The following is a 21,632-nucleotide window of genomic DNA, read 5'->3' on the forward strand; positions in this document are numbered from 1 at the left end:
CGGGTCATGAGCTGTAGGCCGAATTCTCTTCGACGTAACCGTGCGACAGGTCGGTGGTGCGGATCGCGGCCCGGCCGTCGCCGAGGTCGAGGTCGACGACGACGTCGATGTCGGCACCGGACAGATCCACCTCACGTGCTCCGGGTGCCCCGGCGCCGCCGCTGAAGACCGCAGAACCGTTGAACGACACGGTGATCCGGTCGGGATCGAGCGAAAACGGTGCCATGCCCACCGCGGCGAGCACCCGGCCCCAGTTCGGATCGGAGCCGAACAACGCAGTCTTGACCAGGCTGTCGCGGGCGATCAGCCGGGCCGCAACAAGCGCGTCGTCGTCGCCAGGGGCGCCGGTCACCGTTACGGTGATGCGCTTGGTCACGCCTTCGGCGTCCGCCTGCAGCTGCGCGCAAAGATCGTCGCACGCCCGCAGCACCGCGTCGTCGAGATCTGCTTGGCTGGGCGCGATTTCGCTGGCGCCGGACGCCAGCAGCAGCACGGTGTCGTTGGTGGAGCAGCTGCCGTCGATGTCGAGGCGCTCGAAGGTCGCGGCGCTGGCCCGGCGCAGCGCCTTATCGAGTGCGTCCGGTTCGGCGACGGCGTCGGTGGTCAGCACACACAGCATGGTCGCCAGTGACGGCGCAAGCATCCCGGCGCCTTTGGCCATCCCGCCGATCGTCCAGTTGCCGGGGTGGTGCAGCGCAACCTGTTTGGGCACGGTGTCGGTGGTCATGATGGCCCGCGCCGCGTCCTCTCCCCCGGTCAGCCCGCCGGCCATCTCGTGCACGACCTCGCCGACTCCGGCGAGTACCTTGTCCATCGGCAGCCGGTCGCCGATCAGCCCGGTGGAGCAGACGGCCACCTCGATCGCCCCGGTTTCGGTGCCCCAGTCCGACAGCGCGGCAGCGACCGCCTCGGCGGTGGCGTGGGTGTCCTGGAAACCGCCCGGCCCGGTGCAGGCGTTGGCGCCGCCGGAATTGAGGATCACCGCGCGCAGCCGACCGGTGGTCAGCACCTGTTGGCTCCACAGCACCGGCGCGGCCTTGACCTGGTTGCGGGTGAACACCCCGGCCGCCGCGTAGTCGGGACCCTCGTTGAGCACCAGCGCCAAATCCGGTGCGCCGCTTGCCTTGATCCCCGCGGCGATACCGGCGGCCCGGAAACCTTCGGGTGCCGTGACTCCCTGGGTGCGCACCAGCCGCGCAGCATCAGCTTTAGTCATGGCGCCACTCCTCGATCCCGGCTGCGCCGGCATCATCGTCATCGGCGCGAGTCACGGCGCCACTCCGACCACCGGCAGCCCTTCGGTTTCCGGCCAGCCCAGTGCCAAGTTCATCGACTGCACGGCGGCGCCGCCGGTGCCCTTGACCAGATTGTCGATCGCGGCGATCGCGATGAACGTCGCCGCGTCCTCGTCCACCGCCACCGCGATGTGGGCGGCGTTGCTGCCGATCACCGCCCCGGTGCGCGGCAGCTGACCGTCGGGCAGCAGGTGAATGAAAGGCTCAGCCTGGTAAGCCTTTTCGTAGGCTGCCCGCAGCTGAGACGGAGGCGCGGCGGTGCGCGCGGTGCACGTCGCCAGGATGCCTCGTGAAGTCGGGATGAGCACCGGCGTGAACGACACGGTGACGTCGCGGTCGGTGACGGTCTTCAGGCCCTGCACGATCTCCGGCGTGTGCCGATGCGCGCCGGCGATGTTGTAGGCCCGCGCCGAGCCGATGACCTCCGAGCCGAGCAGGTCGACCTTGACTGCCCGCCCCGCGCCGGACGTGCCGCTGACCGCGACCACCGTGATGGCGGGGTCGACGAGATCCTCGGCGATTGCGGGAAGCATGGCGAGCAGCGCCGCAGTCGGATAGCAGCCCGGCACCGCGATGCGGCGCGCGTCTTTGAGGCGCTCGCGGGCGCCGGGCAGCTCGGGCAGGCCGTAGGGCCAGCTGCCCGCGTGCGCCGAGCCGTAGAACCGCGCCCACGCGTCGGCGTCGGTGAGCCGGAAGTCCGCGCCGCAGTCGACGAGGAGCGTGTCGGAGTCGAGCTGTTCGGCCAGCGCCGCCGAATGGCCGTGCGGCAGCGCGAGGAACACCACGTCGTGCCCGCCCAGCACCTCGGGCTCCGTCGGCTCGAGAACCCGCTGACTCAGCGGCGTCAGGTGCGGATGGTGTTCGCCCAGTGTGCTGCCGGCGCTGGCCGCCGCTGTCAGCGCGCCGATCGTGAGCCGGCCGTCGGCATATGCCGGGTGTCCGAGCAGCAGCCGCAAGATCTCGCCGCCCGCGTAGCCGCTGGCGCCGGCCACCGCTACCCGCATCGTCATGCCGCCCAGTTTTGCATGACTATGCATGCACTTGCAAACTCATTCGGACTAGCTTCGCAGCACCGCACCGACCCGCTCGGCGGCGCACCGGATCGCGTCGTCGCGGGCTGCACTGGCCTCGTCTTCGGTGAGCGTGCGATCCAGCGCCCGGAACCGCAGCGCAAACGTCAGCGACTTGCGGTCCCCCCCGATCTGCGGGCCGGTGTAGACGTCGAACAGCCGGATGTCCTCCAGCAGTTCACCGGCCCCGTCGCGGACCGCGTCCATCACCGCCTGCGCCGGGACGGCGGTGTCCACCACCAGGCTGACGTCCTGGAACACCGCCGGGAACGGCGACACTCGTGGCGCCGGTAACGTCTCGGCGATCGGCACGGCGTCGAGGTTCAACTCCATCGCGCAGGTGCCCTTGGGCAGGCCGGACCGCTCGATCACCGACGGATGCAGCTGGCCGGCATGCCCGATCACGGTCTCGCCGACGAGCACCTCGGCGCAGCGGCCCGGATGCCACGGCAGGTAGCGGGCGGCGCGTAACGCCACCTCGATCCCGCTAGCGCGGGCGACGATTCGCACCGCCTCGAATGCATCGGCGGCTTCCACGGGCCGGCCGGGACCCCAGGGTCCGCGCGGTTCGCGCAGGCCGGTCAGCACCGCGGCGACGTGCTGCGGCTGCCGGGGCAGCGACGCGTCCAGCCGCGCGATCTCGTCGTCGGTGGGGCGGCGGTCCACCGGGATGAGCTCGACGGCGCGGGTCTGCCCGGTCGGCTGAACCACCTGCGCAATCGAATACAGCGCCGCGTCGACGATGCCGCGAGATACGTTGCGCCCCAACGCCTCCAGCAGGCCGGGCAGCAGCGTGGTAGCCAGGTGCGGGCGGTCCGCCTCCAGCGGGTTGAGCACCTGGGTGGTGTTGCGGCGCGGGTCGTCGGCGGGAAGTCCCCAGGCGTCGAACACGCCGGCGGGCAGGAACGGGGAGGTGAGGATCTCGACATAGCCGGACAGCGCCAGCGACTTGCCGACGGCACGTCGGCGCTGCTGCACAGCAGTGAGTCCCCGGCCCGCCGGCGCCGGCGGCAGCACCGACGGGATGATGTCCAGCCCCTCCAGCCGCAGCACCTCCTCGACCAGGTCGGCGGGCTGCAGCAGGTCGGGGCGCCAACTCGGCGGCGTCACGGTCAACACGTCGCCGCCGACCACCGCGGCGCCGATCTGGGTCAGCCGTCGCCCTGTGGTGCCGTCCGGGTACCGGACCCCGGCCGTGCGGTCCGGCAGGTCGGTGGCGATCCGGATCGGCGGCAGCGACCAGTCGTCGCGGGGCGGGTCGCCGCGCCAATCGGTCAGCGTCGGGGACACTGTGCCACCGGCGATCTCGGCCAGCAGCACCGCGCAGCGGTCCAGCGCGGCCACCGAGATCGCCGGGTCGACCGACCGCTCGTAGCGCCGGGCGGCCTCGCTGGGCAGGTGCAACCGTCGCTGGGTGCGCGATACCGCCGCGGGGTCCCACACTGCGGCCTCGAGCAGCACGTCGGTGGAGTCGTCGCGCATCTCGGTGCTGCCCGACCCCATCACGCCGCCGATCGCCGCGGTCGCGACCTCGTCGACGATCAGCACGTCGGCCGGGTTGAGCCGACGCTCGATGTCGTCGAGGGTGACCACGGTCTCGTCGGGCCGGGCGAAGCGCACGTCGAAGCCGCCGGTGATCCGTTTGAGGTCGTGGGCGTGCATCGGGTGCCCGAGTTCGAGCATCACGTAGTTGGTCGCGTCGACGGCCGGCGAGATCGCCCGGATGCCGGACAGCAGCAGCCGTCGCTGCAGCCACCAGGGCGACACCGCGCCCGGGTCGATCCCGGTGACCGGCCGCAGCGCAAACCGCCGCACCCCGGTGTCGGGCTGCACGGTCAGCGGCCAGGCCTCGCCGTCAGCGGGCAATGGGGCCACGGAGGCCGGGTCGACGAAGTCCAGGTCGTAAGCGCAGGCGATCTCGCGGGCCAGGCCGCGCACCGACATGCAGTAGCCGCGGTCGGGGGTGATCGCCAGGTGGAAGACGACGTCGTCGAACCCGAGCACCGCGATGCCGTCGTCGCCCGGCGCGGCCGTTTCCGGCGGCAACACCAGGATTCCGGAATGGTCTGCGCCCAAACCGAGTTCGGCCGTCGAGCAGATCATTCCGTCGGAGGTGCGGCCGTAGGTCTTGCGCGCGGTGATCGTGAAGTCGCCGGGCAGAACCGTGCCGGGCAGCGCCACCACCACCAGGTCGTCGACTGCGAAGTTGGTTGCACCACAAACGATTTCGCGTGGCTTATTGTCCCCGACGTCGACCAGGCAGGCGCGGATCGGTTTCTTGAATTCGGTGAGCTCTTCGATCTCGGTCACCCGGCCGACGGTCAGCGGACCGCTGACCGGGCCGAGCGTGATCACCTCTTCGACCTCGTGGCCGATGCGCAGTAGCGTCTGCTCGAGCTCGTCGGCGGGCACATCCCAGTCGGGAGCGCCGCGTGCCACGATCTCACGCAGCCAGCTGTACGGGACGCGCATCAGGCCCCCACTCCGAACGGCAGTGAGAACCGCACGTCGCCTTCGACCATGTCGCGCATGTCGGGAATGCCGTTGCGGAACTGCAGGGTGCGCTCCAGGCCCATGCCGAACGCGAAACCCGAATACGCTTCCGCGTCAATGCCGGCCGCGCGCAACACATTCGGGTTCACCATGCCGCAGCCGCCCCACTCTACCCAGCCGGCGCCGCCCTTCTTGCCCTCGAACCACACGTCGACTTCGCCCGACGGCTCGGTGAACGGGAAGAAGTGCGGGCGGAACCGGGTTCGCGCAGACGGCCCGAACGCGGCGCGGGCGAACGCATCCAGCGTCCCGCGCAGATGCGCCATCGACAGGCCGCGATCCACGGCCAGTCCCTCCACCTGGTGGAAGACCGGGGTGTGGGTGGCGTCGAGCTCGTCGGTGCGGAACGCGCGGCCGATGGACAGGACATAGACCGGGAGCTCGCGTTCGAGCAGCGTGCGCACCTGCACCGGCGAGGTGTGGGTGCGCAGCAGCTGCCGCGACCCCTCGGGGGCGATATAGAAGGTGTCCTGTTCGCTGCGGGCCGGGTGATCGGCGGGAAAGTTCAGCGCGTCGAAATTGAACTGCTCGCTTTCGACCTCCGGCCCGTCGGCCAGCTCCCAGCCCATCGCGATGAAGCAGTCGGCAATGCGCTCGGCCAGGATCGTGATCGGGTGGCGGGCGCCGGTCGGCTGCCGAGTCGACGGCAGCGTCACGTCGATGGCCTCGGCGACGAGCACGGCCGCGTCCCGTTCGGCGCGCAGCGCTGCCAGCCGCTCGTCGTAGCTGCGCTGAGCGTCACCGCGGGCGGCGTTGACGCGCCGCCCGGCGTCGGCGCGGTCGGATTTGGGAAGCGTGGCCAGCGCCTGGCGGGCCACCGCCAGCGGGGACCGGTCACCGAGGTGCTCGGTTTTGGCGCGTGCCAGCGCGTCGAGGTCAGTGGCGGCGGCAAAGGCCTGCCGGGCCGCATTGACCGCTTCGGTTAACGCTTCCGGCGACAGGTCGACGTGCTGGTCACCCACGCGGCGACACTCCTTTGGATGGCTACGACACGGGGTGTGACGCAAGGGATGATCATAGGTGATCGGCGTGCCGGGATCGCCGCGCGGCGCAGGGGGTCAGGCGTTCAGCGCCGGCTGTAATGCGGGGGTGCGCAGTGGTCGGCGCGTGCGGCGGTACCGCACAATCCCGTCGGCCGCCAATGCGCACAGGGCGCCGACGCCGACACCGGCCGCCGTCGACCACGCGGTATGCGCAAGCATCAAGAACCCGAAGGCCGCCCCCACGCTCAACAGCACGTAGCGCACCCGCGTCCACGGAGCCGGAGCCGGACGCCCGAACCGGGCGGCGACCAGCATGCCCAACACCAGCGCGACGGCGTGCCCGGCATCGGTGAACTCGGCGCCCACGGCCGCGGCCGCCACACCGGCCGGAACCCACCAGGCGATCCACACCGGACGCCACCGCGACGGCACGGCGGCGGTCAGCGCGCCGAGCACCGCGACGGCGCCGTAACTCATGCCGACATCGCTGGCGCGCGCGATCGACAACGGCAGCCAGCCCAGTTCGATGGCCGCGGTCAGGCCCGCGGCGACCAGCAGCGTCGCGCCGATGTGTCCGGTGACGAACACCATCGCCGTCCGCCCGCTGTGCCAGATCAGTTCGGCCAGGGCGAGCAGGCACACCAGACCCGGCAGCCACACATAAATGGGGCCGGCGTCGGTGACGAATGCGCTGCCGAACAGCGTGCCCAGGTGTCCGTGCGCCAGATTGTGCACGTTGGTGCTGGCGTTGCGGATGACCTGCTGCTGCACCTGCGGGCCGAGAATCAAGAGGGTGATGGAGACCGTCGCCAGGGCTGCTGCGTAACCGACCGTGAGCCGCACCCGGGCAAGCCGGGACAGTATGTCGAAAATCATCGGCATCTACTATGCCTGCGGATCGTCGTCCGATGTGTCGTCGGCACCTGACAAATCCCTGGCAGTTTTTAGTCGGTAAATAGCCAAATCCGGCGGGAGCCCGGGTGTTTTGGCGCCGAACATCGGCCGATGCACCCGCTTGGCGACCACCCCCAGCTCGTCGAGATCGGCCTGCGCCAGCTGGTCCAGAGTGGTTCCGGACACCATGATGCCGCCCCTGGTGGCGCGTTCCATCACGCGTGCCGCGATGTTGACGTCGACACCCAGCCAGTCGGAGGCGAGTCGCTGGGGTCGCCCGGTGTGGATGCCGACCCGCATGCGTGGCCGATAGCCGTCGACCTCGAGCGACTTCACGGCACGCTGTGCGGCGCAGACGGCGCTGACGGCGACCAGCGGATCGGCGAACACGGCCATGATGCCGTCGCCCATCCGCTTGACGATGTGACCGCCGGCGTCGAGCAGCGGTGGTTCCACCGCCCTGGCAACCCGCCGCAACAGGGTCAGCGTCGCCTCGTCACCGGCCTGCAACGACCACGACGAGAACCCCACCAGGTCGGTGAAAACCAGCGTTACCTCGGCGTTGGCCGGGCGTCGGGAAACCGCCTCGGTCAATGCCTGCCACACCTGAAGTGCGCCGAGCCCGAATTGGCGAGACGCGCCGTCGCGGTCGAGAAGACGATCCGCGGCGCGGGCAGCGGCGCGCGGTCCGCCCTCGCCGGCAGTGGACAGCGGGTCGCCGAAGTCGGGATCACCAGGCAGCGCGCGCCGCGCTCGCCGGATCAGGTCGACGACCGCCGGGCTCTGGTTGCGTTCGCGCAGCCACTCCGTCGCCCCGCGGATCGACACGGGGGAACGCTTCTTGGCTGCAGACGGTGCCGACGCGGTCGCCGTTTGCTCGGGCTCGCCGGACGCCGGATGGGGCCCGAGTTCCACATCACCAGCGTAGGTGCTGCCGTGAGTGGCGGGCAACGACCGACGCGGTGGTGTACGCCACCATCGGTGACGAAATGCCTGATCACGCGCCCGCATCGGCGTGGCCGACACTCGATAACACCACCCCGCGGCACGCCGCCGAAATCGTAGACAACATACGTTGTCAGCCTTATCTTGGAGTCATAGGAGGCCATGATGACAACGACGTCGACGCCGTCCGCCGAATCTCATGCCGTCGCAACTGCAGTGCCCGGCAAAGCCGAGCCGCTCGGGCCGGATTCGCTCACCTGGAAGTACTTCGGCGACCTGCGCACCGGAATGATGGGTGTCTGGATCGGCGCGATCCAGAACATGTATCCGGAGTTGGGCGCCGGCGTCGAGGAGCATTCGATCTTGCTGCGCGAACCGCTGCAGCGGGTGGCCCGCTCGGTGTACCCGATCATGGGTGTGGTCTACGACGGTGACCGGGCCGCCCAGACGGGCCAGCAGATCAAGCAGTACCACCACACGATCAAAGGTGTCGACGCGGCCGGCCGCCGCTACCACGCGCTGAACCCGGAGACGTTCTACTGGGCGCACGCCACGTTCTTCATGCTGGTGATCAAGGTGGCCGAGTACTTCTGCGGCGGGCTGACCGAGGCCGAGAAACGCCAGCTGTTCGACGAGCACGTGCAGTGGTACCGGATGTACGGGATGAGCATGCGGCCGGTGCCCAAGTCGTGGGAGGAGTTTCAGGAGTATTGGGACCGGGTGTGCCGCGAGGAGCTGGAGATCAACCAGGCCACCCTCGACATCTTCAACATCCGGATCCCCAAGCCGAAGTTCGTGCTGATGCCCACGCCGATCTGGGACCAGTTGTTCAAGCCGCTGTCGGCCGGGCAGCGCTGGATCGCGGCGGGGCTCTTCGATCCACCGGTTCGGGAAAAGGCGGGCATGCGCTGGACACCGGGCGACGAGGTGCTGCTGAGGCTGTTCGGCAAGGCAGTCGAGCTGGCGTTCCTGGCGGTTCCCGACGAGATCCGGCTTCACCCCCGCGCGCTGGCCGCCTACCGCCGCGCCGAAGGCCGAATTCCCGCCGACGCGCCGCTGGTGGAAGCGCCGCGATTCATGGCACCGCCGCGGGACCGCCGCGGACTGCCGATGCATTACTTCCCGCCCCGCCGCCCGCTGGACCCCATCAGACTCGTCGAGCGCGCCGGGTCGCTGGTGCACACCACGTTCTCGCTCGCGGGTCTGCGACCCGCGCGAGGCCGCGGCAAAGCCGCCTAAGCGGGAGCGCGAGCGCTCTGGTAGAGGCAAATCGCCGCGGCCGCAGCCACATTGAGGCTCTGCGCGCCGCCGGACATCGGGATCTGCACCCGGTGATCGGCGTGCTCGGCCACCTGAGCTGACAGTCCGTGGGATTCCGCCCCGAACAGCCACGCCGTCGCCTTGGTGAGATCGGCGTCGTCCAGAGCCAATTCGCCGTCCACGGTGGTGGCCAACACCTGCAGGCCGGTGCCCCGCAGCGCGGCCACTGCGGCGACGACATCCGCTGCGACGACAACGGGAACCGAGAAGATGCTTCCGGCCGAGGCGCGCAGGCACTTGCCGTTGTAGGGATCGACGCTGTGTCCGCCCAGGATCACCGCTGCGGCGCCCATCGCGTCGGCGATACGGATCAGGGTGCCCGCGTTGCCCGGTTCGCTGATGTCGACTGCGACGGCGATCAGGCGGGGCGCGCCGGCCAGCACGTCGTCGAGACCGGTGGTTGGCATCTCACAGACCGCGACCAGTCCGGCCGGAGTCACCGTGTCCGACAACGCTTTTGCGGCCCGTTCAGTGACCAGGTGCACCGGGGCGTCCTGGCCCCCGACCAGCACGTCGTAGCGCTCCGCCGCCGATTCGGTGACGAAAAGGTCCCGGATCAGGCCACGCCGTGATGCCGCCTCGACAAGATGCGCGCCCTCCACCAGAAACCGCCGGGTGCGGCGACGGACGACATGTCGATGCAGTTTGACCGCCGCGACCACGCGGGCCGAGCGTTCGGTGAGCACCGGGCTAACTTCGATTGCCCGGCTCCTCCTCATCGCGCTGCGCGCTCTGCATCGTCGTCCGGGCTAGGCGGCCTCTCCCGAAGGAGCGTTGACGTCCTCGGGCAGCGCGGCGCGGGCGACGTCGACCAATGCGGTGAACGCGGCCGGATCGCTGACCGCGATCTCGGCGAGGTTCTTGCGGTCCACCTCGACACCCGCGGCCTTCAGGCCCTGGATCAGCCGGTTGTAGGTGATGTCGTTGGCGCGGGCCGCGGCGTTGATCCGCGAGATCCACAGCTTGCGGAACTCACCCTTGCGCGCACGACGGTCGCGGAAGGCGTAATTCAGTGAATGTAGTTGCTGCTCTTTGGCTTTGCGGTAGAGCCGGGAGCGCTGGCCGCGATAGCCTCGCGAGGCCTTCAGGACGGTGCGCCGCTTCTTCTGGGCGTTGACTGCCCGCTTCACGCGTGCCATGGGATGTTCCTATCGTCGGGTGGTGGTGCCGGTCAGCCGTTCAGCATCTTGTTGACGCGCTTGGTGTCGTTGGCCGACACCGCAGTGCGCCCCTCCAACCGGCGGGTGCGCGTGGTCGGCTTGTGCTCGAGCAAGTGCCTGCGATTCGCCTTCTGGCGCACGATCTTTCCGGTTCCGGTGCGCCGGAATCGCTTCGAGGCCCCGCTGTGGGTCTTGGCCTTGGGCATATGTCCTCAGTTCTGCTGTCTGTGCTGAATTACGTTTCGGTGTCGCCGTTGTGGGCCGGCCCGGGTGTGGGGCCGCCGGCCTGTTGCGCCGCCCGCGCGCGAGTCTTCGCGCCGCGGTGCGGTGCCAGCACCATCGTCATGTTGCGTCCGTCCTGCTTGGCCGACGTCTCGACGAATCCGTAGTCGGCGACGTCGGCGCCCAGGCGCTGCAGCAGTCGATAGCCCAGCTCGGGCCGTGACTGCTCGCGTCCGCGGAACATGATGGTGACCTTGACCTTCGATCCCGCCTCCAAAAAGCGGATCACGTGACCCTTTTTGGTCTCGTAGTCGTGATCGTCGATCTTCGGTCGCAGCTTTTGTTCCTTGACGACGGTCTGCTGCTGGTTTTTGCGAGACTCGCGCGCCTTCTGCGCCGCCTCGTATTTGAACTTGCCGTAGTCCATGATCTTGCAGACCGGTGGTCTGGCGTTCGGGGCGACTTCGACAAGGTCGAGATCGGCGTCCGCGGCGACGCGGAGTGCATCTTCGATACGCACGATGCCTACCTGCTCCCCTCCCGGGCCGATCAAGCGGACTTCAGGTACGCGGATGCGTTCGTTGACGCGGGTCTCAGTGCTGATGGGGCCTCCTGGGTTCGTTGTTCTCGGTCGCGGCCGACCCGTGAGGAGATCCAGCGGGCGAAACACCACACCACCAGCAAAAAAGCCCTGCGTAAGCAGGGCCCAGAGCCGACCGGTCGCGGCCCGTCATATGTCGAGCCGCCTGCGTTGTCCGCAGAACTGGCACCGCGGGGTGCCGGTGACCGGACCGTTGAGCCTTCTGAAGGCCAACGGTGGGAGTGGGACTCCACTTGCTGTCCCTGGCATTCGCCGGGACGGTCGCGTCGCCCAGTCTAGCAGTGCCGATGCCGCAACCCGACATGCGCGGCTTCTTGCGCAGGCGATTCGGAGTTTGAGGGAATATCCTCGCGGTCTGTGACACTCACTGTGCACCGCTCCAAGAGCCGGCCGACGTCGCGCTATCACTGGGTCCCCGCCGCCGCAGGCTGGACCGTCGGGGTGATCGCGACGCTGTCGCTGCTGGCCAGTGTTTCGCCGCTGGTGCGGTGGGCCATCAAGGTGCCCCGCGAGTTCATCAACGACTACCTGTTCAACTTCCCCGACACCAGCTTCGCTTGGTCGTTCGTGCTGGCGCTGCTGGCCGCGGCGCTGACCGCCCGCAAACGCATCGCGTGGTGGCTGTTGGTGCTCAACCTGGCACTCGCCGCGGGTTTGAACATCGCCGACTTGACGACGCCAGACAAGAGCACGGTGGAGACCGTCGGGGAGAACATCGGTCTGGTCGTGCACCTGGCGGCGATCGTCGTGTTGGTGTTGGCCTACCGGGAGTTCTGGGCCAAGGTGCGCCGCGGCGCGCTGGTCAAGGCGGCGGCCACGCTGGTTGCCGGGTGGGCGGTCGGGATCGGGCTGGCGTGGGGGCTGGTCGAGCTGTTCCCCGGATCGCTGAGGCGCGACGACCGGTTCTTCTACGTGGTCGACCGCGTCGTCGGATTTGCGCTCGCCGGCCAGGGCTCGTTCACGGGTCGGCCGCATATCTTCCTCAACGACCTGTTCGGCTTGTTCGGCGGTCTGGCGCTGATCGTGGCGGCGATCGTGCTGTTCCGGTCCCAGCGCGCGGAGAATGCGCTGACCGGGGAGGACGAGTCGGCTATTCGCGGGCTGCTCGAGTTCTGGGGAAAGAACGATTCGCTTGGCTATTTCGCCACGCGCCGCGACAAGTCGGTGATCTTTGCGCCCAGTGGCCGCGCTGCGATTACCTACCGGGTCGAGGTCGGCGTCTGCCTGGCCAGCGGCGACCCGGTCGGCGACCCGAGGGCGTGGCCCCAAGTCATCGACGCATGGCTGCAGCTGTGTCAGACCTACGGCTGGGCGCCCGGCGTCATGGGCGCCAGTTCCCAAGGAGCCAAAGCGTTTCGGGAGGCCGGCCTCAATGCCCTGGAGCTGGGCGACGAGGCGATCCTGCACACTGCCGACTTCAAGCTGTCCGGCCCCGACATGCGTGCCGTGCGCCAGGCGGTGACGCGGGCACGCCGGTCGGGGCTGTCGGTGCGGATCCGACGGCACCGCGACATCTCGGCCGACGAGATGGCTCGACTGATCAAATGCGCGGATGCCTGGCGGGACACCGAAACCGAGCGCGGCTTCTCGATGGCGCTGGGCCGGCTCGGCGACCCGGCGGACGGCGACTGCCTGCTCGTCGAGGCGCTGCACCAGGACAACCGCGTAGTGGCGATGCTGTCGCTGGTGCCGTGGGGACAAACGGGGGTGTCGCTCGATTTGATGCGACGTTCGCCACAATCGCCGAACGGCACGATCGAGTTGATGGTCAGCGAACTCGCGCTGAACGCCGAACAACTTGGCATCAACCGCATTTCACTGAACTTCGCGATGTTCCGCTCGGCCTTCGAACAGGGCGCTCAGCTCGGGGCCGGTCCGATCGCCCGGTTGTGGCGCGGCTTGCTGGTGTTCTTCTCGCGGTGGTGGCAGCTGGAGACGCTGTACCGCTCGAACATGAAATACCAGCCCGAGTGGCTGCCCCGCTACGCCTGCTACGAAGACGCCCGGCTGATTCCGCGGGTGGGGGTGGCTTCCGTGATCGCCGAAGGCTTTCTGGTGCTGCCGTTTTCGCGACGCAACGAGCAGCACACCGGGCACCATCCGTCGGTGCCCCCGGTCCTGGTGGAAACCGGGCTGCTGCACCACGACGGCTCCACCCCGGATGTATCCAGCCTGCGGACTGTCGAGCCGCCCGACACGGACGGGCCCCGGCGTCGGTTACCCGAACAGGTGCGGGTCCGGCTGGCAAAGCTGAAGACGTTGCAGGACAGCGGTATTGACGCCTATCCCGTCGGGCATCCCCCGAGCCATACGATCGCCCAGGCATTGGATGCCGAGGACCAGAGCACCGTGTCGGTGTCCGGGCGGGTGCTGCGGATCCGCGACTTCGGCGGCGTGCTGTTCGCCCAGCTGCGGGACTGGTCCGCCGAAATCCAGCTGCTGCTTGACAACTCGGTCCTGGAGCAGGGCCGAGCCGCGGACTTCACCAAGGCGATCGATCTCGGCGACCTGGTCGAAGTAACCGGGCAGATGGGGTTTTCCAAGACCGGCACCCGGTCGCTGATCGTGCTGCGCTGGCGGTTGATCGGAAAGTGTCTGCGTCCGCTGCCCAACAAGTGGACCGGCCTGGCCGACCCGGAGGCGCGGGTGCGCAGCCGCTACGTCGACCTGGCGATCAACGCGGACTCCCGCGAGCTCATAACGGCGCGCAGCAGCGTGCTACGGGCGATCCGGGAGACGTTGACCGCCAAGGGTTTTCTCGAAGTCGAAACACCGATCTTGCAGCAGATCCACGGCGGCGCCACCGCGCGTCCGTTCGTCACGCACATCAACACCTACGACCTGGATCTGTACCTGCGTATCGCACCGGAGCTGTACCTGAAGCGGCTATGTGTCGGCGGGGTGGAGCGAGTATTCGAGTTGGGCCGGGCATTTCGCAACGAGGGTGTCGACTTCAGCCACAACCCGGAGTTCACCCTGCTGGAGGCCTATCAGGCACACGCCGACTACCTGGCGTGGGTCGACGGTACCCGCGAGCTGATTCAGAACGCTGCCGAAGCCGCCAACGGGTCACCGGTGGTGATGCGGCCCCGCGCCGACGGCGGCCTGGAACCGGTTGACATCTCCGGGGTGTGGCCGGTGAAGACCGTGCACGAGGCGGTGTCCGAGGCGCTCGGCGAGCACGTCGACACCGGCACCGACCTGGCCAAGCTGCGCAAGCTGGCCGACGCCGCCGGAATCCCCTACCTACCACGGTGGGATGCCGGCGCGGTGGTGCTGGAACTCTACGAACACCTCGTCGAGGCGAAAACCGAGCAGCCGACGTTCTACACCGACTTTCCGACGTCCGTGTCGCCGTTAACCCGGCCGCACCGCAGCAAGCCCGGTGTCGCCGAACGCTGGGACCTGGTGGCCTGGGGCGTCGAGCTGGGAACCGCGTACAGCGAGTTGACCGACCCGGTGGAGCAGCGGCGGCGTCTGCAGGAGCAGTCGCTGCTCGCTGCCGGCGGCGACCCGGAAGCCATGGAACTCGACGAGGACTTCCTGCAGGCCATGGAATATGCGATGCCGCCGACCGGCGGGCTGGGCATGGGCGTCGACCGCGTCGTCATGCTGATCACCGGACGCAGCATCCGCGAGACGCTGCCCTTCCCGCTGGCAAAGCCGCGTTGATTGGCGGGTTTACAGCCAACCTTCAGAATCGCAGGTCAGAATGGGTCCCATGTCTGCATCGACGGCGTTCGTCGCCGCGCCGCTGCTGGTGGGCCACCACACCTCGTTGATGCACGGCTGGGTGCCACTCACGGTGCAGGCGGCCGCGGCCGGCGCGCTGGTTTTGGCCGTCGGGTGGCGGTCGCGGCGTTGGCGGCTGGTATCGCTGCCGGTGGCCGCGGCGATCGGTATCGCGGTGACGTGCTGGGCGTATTGGTATATCGCCGACGACGGTCTCGCCGGTGAGCCCGCGCCACGGACGCTGTGGATGTGGATCGCGCTGACCGGCGCCGCCGCCGCAGTGCTGACCCTGGGCTGGCGAAGCGCGCGCTGGTGGCGCCGCGGCGCGTCGATGCTGGCCGTGCCGCTGTGTCTGCTGAGTGCGGCACTGGCGCTCAACGGCTGGGTCGGCTATTTCCCGACCGTGCAGACGGCGTGGAACCAGCTGACCGCCGGCCCGCTGCCCGATCAGACCGACGCGGCGGCGGTGACGGCGATGGCCGCCAAGGGCACTCAGCCACCGCGCGGTAGCGTCGTGCCGGTGACGATCCCCGCCGATGCGTCGCATTTCAAGCATCGCGGCGAGCTGGTGTACCTGCCGCCGGCATGGTTTACCGATCCGCGGCCGGCGCTGCCGACGGTGATGATGATCGGCGGTGAGTTCAACACCCCGGCCGACTGGCTGCGCGCCGGCAACGCGGTGAAGACCGCCGACGACTTCGCGGCTGCGCACGGCGGCAATGCGCCCGTGCTGGTGTTCGTGGACTCCGGCGGCGCGTTCAACAACGACACCGAGTGCGTCAACGGCAGCCGGGGTAATGCCGCCGACCACTTGACCAAAGACGTTGTGCCCTTCATGGTCTCCCGTTTCGGTGCCAGCCCCGACCGCTCGAAGTGGGGCGTTGTGGGCTGGTCGATGGGTGGCACCTGCGCGGTGGATCTGACCGTGATGCACCCCGACATGTTCAGTGCATTTGTGGACATCGCCGGCGACCTCGGCCCCAACTCGGGAACCAAAGCCCAGACGATCGCCAGGCTGTTCGGCGGCGATGCGACGGCCTGGGCGGCATTCGACCCGACTCAGGTGATCACCAAACACGGCCGCTACACCGGGATTTCGGGCTGGTTCACGGTCAACTCCACACCGCATCGCGCCGTGACGGTGGCCGGCACCGGCACCAGCGCGGCGGAGGAACGAGGGGCCCATCCCAACAGCACCGCTGCGGCCGCCGAGTCGCTGTGCACGCTCGGCCGGGCCAACGGCATCGACTGCGCAGTGGTCGCCCAGCCCGGTAAACACGACTGGCCCTTCGCCGATCGGGCGTTCACGGCCGCGCTGCCGTGGCTGGCCGGACAGTTGGGCACCCCCGGTGCACCGCGGATTTCGTTGCCGGCCGCGTCAGCTCCGCTGCCCGCCAACAGGTAACCGCGCCGATGCCGCCGATCGCACGCGTTCGCCGCGCAATATTCGCACGACACTGCAATCCGTGGAGCGCGTGGACGCGCTGGGCCAGCACGCCGCTGGTGCTGGTGCCGGTGTGGACGCGGCGGTGGAGCCACGCCGCGATCGTCGCGCTGTGGCTGGCGATCAACCCGGTCATCTTCGGCAAGCCTGCCGACCACCGAAATTGGGCCACCCGCGCGATGCTCGGTGAGGAAGCCTGGATTACCCACCGCCCGAAGGACTCCGCAGCGGCGGTGAGCGCCGTGACGTCCGTCGCTGCCGTCGTCGCGCTGGCGGCCGCGCGCCGGCGTCGGCTCGCCGTGGCCGTGGTCGCCACCGCGGTGCAGATGGCGCTGACGCTGGTGTACTGGCAGCAAATGACCCGCTACCTGGACCGCAGGGGTAGCGTATAGCCATGCCCGACGAGCAGGATGCCGGATACGACGATTCCGGTTTGCCGACGTTCGAGTCGGTTCGCGAGAAGATCGAGACGCGATACGGAACCTCTATGGGCGCAGCCGAATTGGCCGCTGAAACGCCGGAGGGCAGCGGCGTCGAGGAGCAATACCAACAGCGACAGCAAGCAGCCGCTGAGCGGTTGGCCGAGATCCGCGAATCGATGCACAAGGATGACCGCTGAGAACATTCAGCGTCGCGGAGCGGCGGAATCGCTTGGCGCGCAGGCATTTCCTGGCGCGTGATAGCTCCGGATCGATAGCGGCGATCACGACCGGCCTGGTGGGTCTGCATGCCACCGATCCGGCCACGCCGTATCTCTCGCTGTGGGCGCGCAGACCCGGGTTCGTCACCGCTGACCTCGATGCCGAGCTGTACCAGAAGCGTTCTGTGGTCAAGCATCTGGCGATGCGGCGCACACTATGGCTGGTCCACGCCGACGATCTGGCCATGATTCAACCGGCGGCCAGCGACCGGGTCGCGGCCAACGAGCGTCGTCGGCTGATCGCCGACGTGCAGAAGGCCGGCGTCGCCGGCGACGGCGAGCGGTGGCTCGATGCGGCCTGCGCGGCGGTGCTGCGCCACCTGGGTGAGCACGGGCCAGCCAGCGGCGGCGAACTGCGCGCCGCGCTTCCCGAACTGGCCGGAACGTGGGACCCGGCGCCCGGAAAGCGTTGGGGCGGACCAGTTTCGCTTGCCCCACGGGTGCTGACCGTGCTGTCGGTTCGCGGCGACGTCGTGCGCGGTCCGAATGGCGGGACGTGGACCGCCTCACGCCCGCGTTGGGTCAGCGCAGCCGACTGGCTCGCAAAGCGGGACGAGCCGATGGCGGCCGACGACGCCCGCGCCGAACTGACCCGCCGATGGCTGCACGCGTTCGGGCCGGCGACCGTCGAGGACATCAAGTGGTGGTGCGGTACCACCTTGACCGCGGTGCGTAAGGCGCTGGCCGAAATCGGCGCGGTAGCGGTGGATCTGCACGGCAGTCCCGGCTTCGCGCTGGCCGATGACCTCGAGGCCGAACCGGACACCGAGCCATGGTGCGCACCGCTGCCCGGACTCGACCCCACCACGATGGGCTGGTATCAGCGCGATTGGTATCTCGGCGACTACCGCGGACAGGTCTTCGACAACACCGGCAACGCGGGGCCGACCGCGTGGTGGAACGGCCGCGTGGTGGGCGGCTGGTCTCAGGACACGAACGGCCGGGTTCAGCTCCAGCTTTTGGAGGATCCCGGCCGTGATGCGCGACGGGCACTGGCGAAACGGGCCGACGAACTGACCTCCTGGCTGGATGGCGTGCGAGTCCCCCCGCGCTTCCCCTCGCCGCTGTCGAAGGCTAAGCGCTGACGCGTCGCCGCCTGTTTTTGCGGGGCGTCTGCACACCGAGCGTCTCGGCCAGGAACTTGCCGGTGTAGCTTTCCGGCACTGCGGCGACGTCCTCGGGTGTGCCTTCGGCGACGACGGTGCCGCCTTCGGCGCCGCCCTCCGGCCCCATGTCGATGATCCAGTCCGACGTCTTGATCACGTCGAGGTTGTGCTCGATCACGATCACCGTGTTGCCTTTGTCGACAAGGCCATTCAGCACGTTCAGCAGCTTGCGGATGTCGTCGAAATGCAGACCGGTGGTCGGCTCGTCGAGAATGTACACGGTGCGGCCGGTGGAACGCTTCTGCAGCTCGGAGGCCAGCTTCACCCGCTGCGCCTCACCGCCGGACAGCGTCGGCGCCGGCTGGCCCAGCCGCACATAGCCCAGACCCACGTCGACCAGCGTGCGCAGATACCGGTGGATGCCGGTGATCGGCTCGAAGAACTCCGCCGCCTCTTCGATCGACATGTCCAGCACTTCGGAGATGGTCTTGCCCTTGTAGTGCACTTCGAGAGTTTCCCGGTTGTAGCGGGCGCCGTGGCAGACCTCGCACGGCACGTACACGTCGGGCAGGAAGTTCATCTCGATCTTGATGGTGCCGTCGCCCGAACACGCTTCGCAGCGGCCACCTTTGACGTTGAACGAGAACCGGCCGGGTTGGTAGCCGCGGACTTTGGCTTCGGTGGTGGCGGCGAACAGGGTGCGGATCTTGTCGAACACCCCGGTGTAGGTGGCCGGGTTGGACCGCGGGGTGCGTCCGATCGGCGACTGGTCGACCCGCACCAGCTTGTCGACATGGTCGAGCCCGGTCACCCGGGTATGCCGCCCGGGCACCTGCCGGGCGCCGTTGAGTTTGTTGGCCAGCACGGCGGCCAGGATGTCGTTGACCAGCGTCGACTTGCCGGAGCCGGACACGCCCGTTACCGAAGTCAGCACCCCGAGCGGGAAAGCGACGTCGATCTCGCGCAGGTTGTGCTCCCGCGCGCCGACCACCGTCAGCCGTCGGCGCTTGTCGATCGGCCGCCGGATCGCCGGTGTCTCAATGCTTTCCGCGCCGGACAGGTAGGCGCCGGTGATCGAGTTCTTGTTGCGCAGCAGCTCGTCGTAGGTTCCGCTGTGCACGATCTGCCCGCCGTGCTCGCCGGCGGCCGGACCGATGTCGACGATCCAGTCGGCATGCGCGATGGTGTCCTGGTCGTGCTCGACGACGATCAGTGTGTTGCCCAAATCCCTTAGCCGGGTAAGGGTTTCAATGAGGCGACGGTTGTCACGCTGGTGCAGCCCGATCGACGGCTCGTCGAGCACATACAACACCCCGACCAGCCCGGAGCCGATCTGGGTGGCCAGCCGGATGCGTTGCGCCTCACCGCCGGACAGCGTGGCCGCGGCCCGCGACAGCGACAGGTACTCCAGCCCGACGTCGAGCAGAAAGCCCAACCGCGACTGGATCTCCTTGAGCACCTGTCCCGCGATGGCCTGCTCGCGCGGGCCCAGCGTCAGCTCCCGAAGGAAATCCGCGCAGTCCGAGATGGACAGCTCGCAGACCTCCGCGATGGACTTCTTGCCGCGCTCCCCTGCCGCCAGCGTCACCGCCAAGATCTCCGGCTTCAGGCGCGTGCCCTCACACTCCGGGCAGGGCACGTCGCGCATGAAGCCCTCGTAGCGCTCCTTCATCATCTCGGACTCGGTCTGGTCCATCTTGCGCTGCAGGAACGCCAGCACGCCTTCGAAGTCGGCGTAGTAGGAGCGGGTGCGGCCGTAGCGGTTGCGGTAGCGCACATGCACCTGCTCGTCGCAGCCTTCCAGAATCGCCTTGCGCGCCTTGGCCGGCAGCTTGCGCCACGGCGTATCGACGTCGAAGCCCATCGACTCGCCCAGCCCAGCCATCATCCGGGTGAAGTATTCGGCGGTGTGGCCCATCGACCACGGCGCCACCGCGCCTTCAGCCAAGGTGAGTTCCGGGTCGGGCACCACCAGGTCGGGGTCGACTTCCTTGCGGATGCCCAGCCCGCTGCACTCCGGGCAGGCGCCGTACGGCGAGTTGAACGAAAACGACCGCGGCTCAAGGTCGTCCACGGCCAGCGAATGCCCGTTGGGGCAGGCCAGCTTCTCGGAGAACCGCTGTTCGCGGTTGTGCGCGTCGTGCTCGTGGTCGACGAACTCGAGCACCACGATGCCGTCGGCCAGGTTCAGCGCGGTCTCCACCGAATCAGTGAGCCGCTGCTTGGCGCTGGCCTTGACCGTGAGCCGGTCCACCACGACCTCGATGTCGTGCTTCTCCTGCTTCTTCAGCTTCGGCGGGTCGGTCAGCGGGTGCACGACGCCGTCGACGCGGACCCGGCTGTAGCCCTGGCTGTTGAGCTTTTCGAACAGGTCGACGAACTCACCCTTACGGGTGCGCACCACCGGCGCCAACACCTGGAAGCGGGTGCCCTCCGGCATCACCAAGACCTGGTCCACGATCTGCTGCGGGGTCTGGCGCGCGATCCGATGCCCGCACACCGGGCAGTGCGGGGTTCCGGCGCGCGCGTACAGCAGCCGAAGGTAGTCGTAGACCTCGGTGATGGTGCCGACGGTCGACCGCGGGTTGCGGTTGGTCGACTTCTGGTCGATGGACACCGCCGGGGACAGGCCCTCGATGAAGTCGACGTCCGGCTTGTCCATCTGGCCGAGGAATTGGCGGGCGTAGGCCGACAGCGACTCCACATAGCGGCGCTGGCCTTCGGCGAAGATCGTGTCGAACGCCAGCGAAGACTTTCCCGAGCCTGACAGGCCGGTGAAGACGATCAACGCGTCGCGCGGCAAATCAAGATCAACGCTACGCAGGTTGTGCTCACGCGCACCCTTGACGATCAGGCGATCACTCATCGTTTCCCATGCTAGGTGTCGGTACCGACAGCAGTACGGTGGCGGCTATGACAGTCCTCGACAACTACACCGGCCACGTCGAACCGGGCACCGCCGCCCGTCGCACCCTGCCCGGCGCGACCATCGTGAAGGCGTCGGTCGGCCCGATGGACAACAACGCCTACCTGGTCACCTGTTCCCAGACCGGCGAAACGCTGCTGATCGACGCCGCCAACGACGCCGAGGTCCTGATCGACCTGGTGCGCCGCCACGCACCCAAGGTGTCGCTGATCGTCACCAGCCACCAGCACTTCGACCACTGGCAGGCGCTGGAAGCGCTCGCCGAAGCCACCGGCGCGCCCACCGCGGCGCACGAGATCGACGCCGACGCGCTGCCGGTCAAGCCGGACCGGCTGCTCAAAGGCGGCGACACCGTGCAGATCGGCAACCTCACCTTCGACGTGATCCACTTGCGCGGCCACACGCCCGGGTCGGTCGCGCTGGCACTCGACGGCGTCGGGGACGCCACGCAGTTGTTCACCGGCGACTGCCTGTTCCCGGGCGGGGTCGGGAAGACATGGCAGCCCGGCGATTTCGAGCAACTGCTCGACGACGTCACGACCCGCGTGTTCGACGTCTACGACGATTCGACCGTGGTCTATCCCGGCCACGGCGACGACACCACGCTGGGCGCCGAACGACCTCACCTCGGCGAGTGGAAGACGCGCGGCTGGTAATCAACCGCGCGAAACGCGGTGCAGC

18 protein-coding genes are annotated in these 21,632 nt (G+C 68.6%); 7 read left to right on the forward strand and 11 right to left on the reverse strand.

Annotation, left to right across the window (positions count from 1 at the left end):
• Positions 1-4: 4 nt before the first annotated feature.
• The 6 genes from argJ to MFM001_RS21695 all read right to left on the reverse strand — a co-directional run bounded on the left by argJ (position 5) and on the right by MFM001_RS21695 (position 7,710).
• Positions 5-1,216, reverse strand: a complete 1,212-nt coding sequence (gene argJ / locus MFM001_RS21670; RefSeq protein ID WP_116377325.1) for a bifunctional glutamate N-acetyltransferase/amino-acid acetyltransferase ArgJ — start codon at positions 1,214-1,216, stop codon at positions 5-7.
• A 51-nt stretch (positions 1,217-1,267) separates the two neighbouring features.
• Positions 1,268-2,305, reverse strand: coding sequence for an N-acetyl-gamma-glutamyl-phosphate reductase (gene argC / locus MFM001_RS21675; RefSeq protein WP_116377326.1), 1,038 nt, complete (start codon positions 2,303-2,305; stop codon positions 1,268-1,270).
• Between the two features lie 48 nt (positions 2,306-2,353).
• Positions 2,354-4,837 carry a phenylalanine--tRNA ligase subunit beta gene (gene pheT / locus MFM001_RS21680; protein ID WP_116377327.1) on the reverse strand — a complete coding sequence of 828 codons (2,484 nt, stop codon included), beginning with the start codon at positions 4,835-4,837 and terminating at the stop codon, positions 2,354-2,356.
• Complete coding sequence (gene pheS / locus MFM001_RS21685) at positions 4,837-5,880, reverse strand: phenylalanine--tRNA ligase subunit alpha (protein ID WP_116377328.1); 1,044 nt, start codon at positions 5,878-5,880, stop codon at positions 4,837-4,839. The genes pheT and pheS overlap by 1 nt, the downstream gene beginning before the upstream one ends.
• Positions 5,881-5,976: 96 nt before the next feature.
• Positions 5,977-6,777 carry a rhomboid-like protein gene (locus MFM001_RS21690; RefSeq protein ID WP_116377366.1) on the reverse strand — a complete coding sequence of 267 codons (801 nt, stop codon included), beginning with the start codon at positions 6,775-6,777 and terminating at the stop codon, positions 5,977-5,979.
• A gap of 9 nt (positions 6,778-6,786) precedes the next feature.
• Positions 6,787-7,710: an adenylate/guanylate cyclase domain-containing protein gene (locus MFM001_RS21695; RefSeq protein ID WP_238159331.1), complete on the reverse strand. Its 924-nt coding sequence runs from the start codon at positions 7,708-7,710 to the stop codon at positions 6,787-6,789.
• Between the two features lie 195 nt (positions 7,711-7,905).
• Here MFM001_RS21695 and MFM001_RS21700 point away from each other — a divergent pair, with 195 nt between their 5' ends.
• Positions 7,906-8,979, forward strand: a complete 1,074-nt coding sequence (locus MFM001_RS21700) for an oxygenase MpaB family protein (RefSeq protein WP_238159332.1) — start codon at positions 7,906-7,908, stop codon at positions 8,977-8,979.
• On the opposite strand, the gene MFM001_RS21705 is transcribed toward MFM001_RS21700, so the two are convergent.
• From MFM001_RS21705 to infC, 4 genes are all read right to left on the reverse strand, one after another.
• Entirely contained in the window at positions 8,976-9,746 is a 771-nt protein-coding gene (locus MFM001_RS21705; RefSeq protein WP_116377330.1) for an RNA methyltransferase, read from the reverse strand. The genes MFM001_RS21700 and MFM001_RS21705 overlap by 4 nt on opposite strands.
• A gap of 63 nt (positions 9,747-9,809) precedes the next feature.
• Complete coding sequence (gene rplT / locus MFM001_RS21710; RefSeq protein WP_062541479.1) at positions 9,810-10,199, reverse strand: 50S ribosomal protein L20; 390 nt, start codon at positions 10,197-10,199, stop codon at positions 9,810-9,812.
• 32 nt (positions 10,200-10,231) lie between these two features.
• A complete protein-coding gene (rpmI, locus tag MFM001_RS21715; protein WP_045383206.1) occupies positions 10,232-10,426 on the reverse strand; it encodes a 50S ribosomal protein L35 in 195 nt (64 codons plus the stop codon).
• 29 nt (positions 10,427-10,455) lie between these two features.
• Positions 10,456-11,046: a translation initiation factor IF-3 gene (gene infC / locus MFM001_RS21720; protein ID WP_192887021.1), complete on the reverse strand. Its 591-nt coding sequence runs from the start codon at positions 11,044-11,046 to the stop codon at positions 10,456-10,458.
• A gap of 354 nt (positions 11,047-11,400) precedes the next feature.
• Here infC and lysX point away from each other — a divergent pair, with 354 nt between their 5' ends.
• Genes lysX through MFM001_RS21745 form a run of 5 tightly spaced genes read left to right on the forward strand, consistent with a single transcriptional unit; the run spans position 11,401 to position 18,004 of the window.
• Complete coding sequence (lysX, locus tag MFM001_RS21725; protein WP_192887019.1) at positions 11,401-14,715, forward strand: bifunctional lysylphosphatidylglycerol synthetase/lysine--tRNA ligase LysX; 3,315 nt, start codon at positions 11,401-11,403, stop codon at positions 14,713-14,715.
• A 49-nt stretch (positions 14,716-14,764) separates the two neighbouring features.
• Positions 14,765-16,180, forward strand: coding sequence for an alpha/beta hydrolase family protein (locus MFM001_RS21730; RefSeq protein WP_116377331.1), 1,416 nt, complete (start codon positions 14,765-14,767; stop codon positions 16,178-16,180).
• 8 nt (positions 16,181-16,188) lie between these two features.
• The gene (locus tag MFM001_RS21735; RefSeq protein WP_116377332.1) at positions 16,189-16,611 is read left to right on the forward strand and encodes a DUF6653 family protein; all 423 of its coding nucleotides are present in this window, start codon (positions 16,189-16,191) and stop codon (positions 16,609-16,611) included.
• A gap of 2 nt (positions 16,612-16,613) precedes the next feature.
• Positions 16,614-16,838: a hypothetical protein gene (locus MFM001_RS21740; RefSeq protein ID WP_116377333.1), complete on the forward strand. Its 225-nt coding sequence runs from the start codon at positions 16,614-16,616 to the stop codon at positions 16,836-16,838.
• Positions 16,835-18,004, forward strand: coding sequence for a winged helix DNA-binding domain-containing protein (locus MFM001_RS21745; RefSeq protein WP_116377334.1), 1,170 nt, complete (start codon positions 16,835-16,837; stop codon positions 18,002-18,004). Before MFM001_RS21740 ends, MFM001_RS21745 begins: the two co-directional genes overlap by 4 nt.
• On the opposite strand, the gene uvrA is transcribed toward MFM001_RS21745, so the two are convergent.
• The gene (uvrA, locus tag MFM001_RS21750; protein ID WP_116377335.1) at positions 17,994-20,891 is read right to left on the reverse strand and encodes an excinuclease ABC subunit UvrA; all 2,898 of its coding nucleotides are present in this window, start codon (positions 20,889-20,891) and stop codon (positions 17,994-17,996) included. The two genes, MFM001_RS21745 and uvrA, sit on opposite strands and share 11 nt — an antisense overlap.
• A 47-nt stretch (positions 20,892-20,938) precedes the next feature.
• Between uvrA and MFM001_RS21755 the strand changes: the two genes are divergently transcribed.
• The gene (locus MFM001_RS21755; protein ID WP_116377336.1) at positions 20,939-21,607 is read left to right on the forward strand and encodes an MBL fold metallo-hydrolase; all 669 of its coding nucleotides are present in this window, start codon (positions 20,939-20,941) and stop codon (positions 21,605-21,607) included.
• Positions 21,608-21,632: the final 25 nt, after the last annotated feature.

Origin of the sequence: Mycobacterium sp. MFM001 (assembly GCF_003402475.1) — a bacterium.
Classification (GTDB): Bacteria; Actinomycetota; Actinomycetes; order Mycobacteriales; family Mycobacteriaceae; genus Mycobacterium.